This is a genomic window from Flavobacteriales bacterium, assembly GCA_013001705.1.
GTDB lineage: Bacteria > Bacteroidota > Bacteroidia > Flavobacteriales_D > JABDKJ01 > JABDLZ01.
The window spans coordinates 1-2,913 of sequence record JABDLZ010000053.1 but is presented as its reverse complement, the minus strand read 5'-3'; the positions used below and the strand labels follow the sequence as shown (position 1 = coordinate 2,913).

At 50.2% G+C, this 2,913-nt stretch carries 5 protein-coding genes; 3 read left to right on the top strand and 2 right to left on the bottom strand.

Going from position 1 to position 2,913, the window contains the following annotated elements; translation table 11 throughout:
• Positions 1 to 1,050, bottom strand: a 1,050-nt coding sequence (locus HKN79_01970; protein ID NNC82317.1) for a 2Fe-2S iron-sulfur cluster binding domain-containing protein, incomplete at its 3' end; no start/stop codon positions are given.
• Between HKN79_01970 and HKN79_01965 the strand changes: the two genes are divergently transcribed.
• Both HKN79_01965 and HKN79_01960 read left to right on the top strand, forming a co-directional pair.
• Positions 1,039 to 1,608, top strand: a complete 570-nt coding sequence (locus HKN79_01965; protein ID NNC82316.1) for a hypothetical protein — start codon at positions 1,039 to 1,041, stop codon at positions 1,606 to 1,608. The genes HKN79_01970 and HKN79_01965 overlap by 12 nt on opposite strands.
• Positions 1,609 to 1,614: 6 nt before the next feature.
• Complete coding sequence (locus HKN79_01960; GenBank protein NNC82315.1) at positions 1,615 to 2,364, top strand: 1-acyl-sn-glycerol-3-phosphate acyltransferase; 750 nt, start codon at positions 1,615 to 1,617, stop codon at positions 2,362 to 2,364.
• Between the two features lie 6 nt (positions 2,365 to 2,370).
• Here HKN79_01960 and HKN79_01955 read toward each other — a convergent pair whose 3' ends face one another.
• Positions 2,371 to 2,613, bottom strand: coding sequence for a hypothetical protein (locus HKN79_01955; GenBank protein ID NNC82314.1), 243 nt, complete (start codon positions 2,611 to 2,613; stop codon positions 2,371 to 2,373).
• A 90-nt stretch (positions 2,614 to 2,703) separates the two neighbouring features.
• Between HKN79_01955 and HKN79_01950 the strand changes: the two genes are divergently transcribed.
• A partial coding sequence (locus tag HKN79_01950; GenBank protein ID NNC82313.1) for an oxidoreductase occupies positions 2,704 to 2,913 on the top strand: 210 nt, incomplete at its 3' end.

Below are 2,913 nucleotides of genomic sequence, written 5' to 3'. Positions count from 1 at the left end.
ATCGAGCGTGGCGGAACCGCCTTTGGGATAGCTCTGGCAAGTGAGAACGAATCCCTCCTCGACCTCACTGGAGCTGAGTGAGAAATTCTGGCGCATATCTACTTCCCCTTCCAGCACCTGCGCTCGGCATGTGCAGCAGACTCCGCCTTGGCAGGCAAAGGGTAAATCTATACCGTGATCCAGACCGATGTCCAAGATTGTCATGTCCGTATCCTTCACTTCCACTTCGAATCTCTCACCATCCAAGATGTAAGTATTGACCAATCCATCACTGGAAGGAACCTCGGTCTTTTGCTCTGAATCGTCAGCGCCTGGAGCAGGAGCCGAGAAGAGCTCGAAACGGATGCGCTCGGTAGATACACCCTTCTGTTCCAGATGTTCCTTCATAGAGAATATCATCTCGCTGGGACCGCAGAGATAGAATGCGCGAACAGAGAGGACATCAAGACCTTGAGCGATCTGCGAATCCAAACGGGCGATATCCAATCTTCCATGACCATAACCCGGTCGTTGTTCCTGACTCAACACATGCACCACCTCAAGTCTGCCATCGAAGCGTGTCTTCAATCGATCGAGTTCTTCTCTGAAGATGATCTCATCGTAATTCTTGTTCCCATAGAACAAGGTGAATCGTGCATCATCAGAACTTTGGAGCAGACTCTTGATGATACTGATCATAGGCGTGATCCCACTTCCGGCTGCCAGTCCTACATGGTGCCCGACAAAAGTGGGTATGACGAAATTGCCCATGGGTGGCATGGTATCCACTACCCTGCCGTGACCCCATTCGCGGTTGACCCATCTGGAGAATCGGCCATCCGGAACTTCTTTGACCGCCACCCTCCATTCACCATCACCCGGTGCTGAGCAGAGACTGTAAGATCTTCGCAATTCTTCACCATCCAAAGTCTCCTTAAAGGTGATGTATTGACCGGCATCAAAGTGGAATTCGTCTCTCAAATGATCAGGAATCTCAAGTGCGATACTCACCGTACTCGGGGTTTCTCTCCTGACTTCTTTTATCTTCAATTGATGGAAATGTCCGGCCATAATGGGCGCAAATATAGTTCTACAGTTTGGGACGATTTAGAGGAGCTATTAGCTGCTTCTGATGAGCGCAGAGGTAGGGCCAATATCGATGCCTCACTTCAGCTCTGTGAGACCTTCAACCTCTTTTCCGAACTGGTCGATAGAATGTCCAAAGCACCTCTACGTAGGCGGGGTACCATCGCTTGGATTCTGGCCCGGGCGGCCCAGCAAAAGAAATGGATGCCCCTAGAAAAGGAGGCCGAAAAGCTGATCGACCGATTGCCTGATGAGGAAGATATCATGGCCAAGCGATGTACGATCGATATCTTCCAATACAGCCCGATACCTGAAAGTCGCGAAGCCCTAATGACGGATATCTGTATCGCTTTCATCCGTGATCCCAAAGAACCGATCGCCATACGAGCCTTCTCTATCACCGTGCTATTCCGAATCATCCAGAATTATCCTGAACTCTATCAGGAAGTCCGAGCAATGATGGAGGAATTGTCCGAGCACGAAAAAGGCTCGATACGCATCCGAGTCAGAAAGGCGCTCGAGTTGATGGAAGGACTAATTTAGGCCCGCATGAAGAAGATCCTTCTCTTTCCCCTGAGAGTGCTCCAGCATATCCTACTGCTAAGTTGGTTGGTCATTGCTGGATCGCTAGCCACTCTCGTGGCTCTCTTCAGTTTCAGCCCCAAGGCAGGCCATTGGGTAGTGAAAAACATCTACTGCCGGGGCTTCCATGTCCTGCTTGGATTCACACCCACCTGTAGCGGTCTTGAACGGCTGGATTATGACAAGGTCTATGTGTTTGCTTCGAACCATGAATCACACATGGATACGCAGTCTATCTATATGAACTATCCGAAGAATCTTCATTTCATCGCAAAGAAGGAATTGAAGTACACCCCTATCGTAGGCTGGGTGATCGCGGCACTGGGGATGATCTTCATCGACCGGAAGAACAGGGAGCGAGCCCAAGCGAGTCTTACCAAGGCAGCCGGACTGATACGCAACGGGAAGAACGTCATCTCCTTTCCCGAAGGCACACGCACCAAGGATGGTGACATCAAACGATTCAAGAAGGGACTCTTTGCCTTGGCTCTGGAGGCAGGAGTAGATGTGGTCCCTGTGGCGGTATCGGGAGCAAGAGAGGTGATGGCATCAGGGTCGATGGTCATCCATCCGGGACCGATCCATATCGCATTTGGGAGTCCGGTGGATCATACGCAGTTCATCGGTGACCCAGAGGGATTTGCCAATCAAGTGCGTGAAGAGGTCATCCAAATGAAGGAGTATTGGGACGAAAAGCGTCCCAAGATGCGTCCTTGAAGGCAATCATGCCTCGCTCTCATCTGCGGTAAAAGAGCGGTCGATATCGCTGTACCAGTAGCCGTCATCGAACTTCTCTTTAGGAGCCTCCCCAAAACGGAGTACCGCATAGACCATATATATGACCATAACATTCCCGATAAGGAACAAAGCGTTGATGAACCCATATTCCATTCCTAGGATCGGGGTCATAGCAAAGAAGAAAACGAACACGGTCATACCGATGACCAATGGAGCTATCTTACGCATAGTTCTTGGACAAATCTATCTGTCACTCCGCGGTATGGATTCAATTGCAGATACAGCGAAGTCCCTGAAATTTACCTATAATTCGCTCAAATGGAAAATGCACTCGGTCACCCGTCACTGATCATCGGTACCATGCGCTTAGGTGCCTGGGGGAAAGGGTTCTCCACTTCTGAGTGCGATAGATTCATACGGGGATGTCTGGACCTCGGCCTTCAGGTATTCGACCATGCAGATATCTATGGGGACCATACTACGGAAAAGGATTTCGGCAAGGTTCTACTGCAAGACCCTGGCTTGAGA